Annotated in this window: 1 protein-coding gene; it reads left to right on the top strand. The window is 51.0% G+C overall.

Annotated elements, in window-relative coordinates:
* The coding region (locus tag AOA59_RS32260; protein ID WP_158235195.1) for an immunoglobulin-like domain-containing protein at positions 1-296 on the top strand (296 nt) is incomplete at both ends.

Consider the following 296-nt stretch of genomic DNA (forward strand, 5'->3'; position numbering starts at 1 on the left):
ACCGTCAGCACTACTATTACAGGTGCAACCGGTGGCAACTTTGAGAATCTGGTACCGAGCACCACGCCTGCGGTTACTACGATTACGGATTCGATCGATAACACCACCGTTTCCCTGACTGCTGATAAAGCGTCGGTGGTTGAAGGTGGTGATATCACTTACACCGCGACTTTGACTAACAAAGCGCAAACTGACGTCACTGTGACGCTTTCGAACGGCCAGACGATCACTATTAAAGCCGGTGAGACCACAGGCTCGACTGTGTTCAACACCCCAGCCAACGACGTCTATAACAA

It is taken from the genome of Pseudomonas sp. 2822-15, assembly GCF_002742515.1.
GTDB lineage: Bacteria > Pseudomonadota > Gammaproteobacteria > Pseudomonadales > Pseudomonadaceae > Aquipseudomonas > Aquipseudomonas salomonii.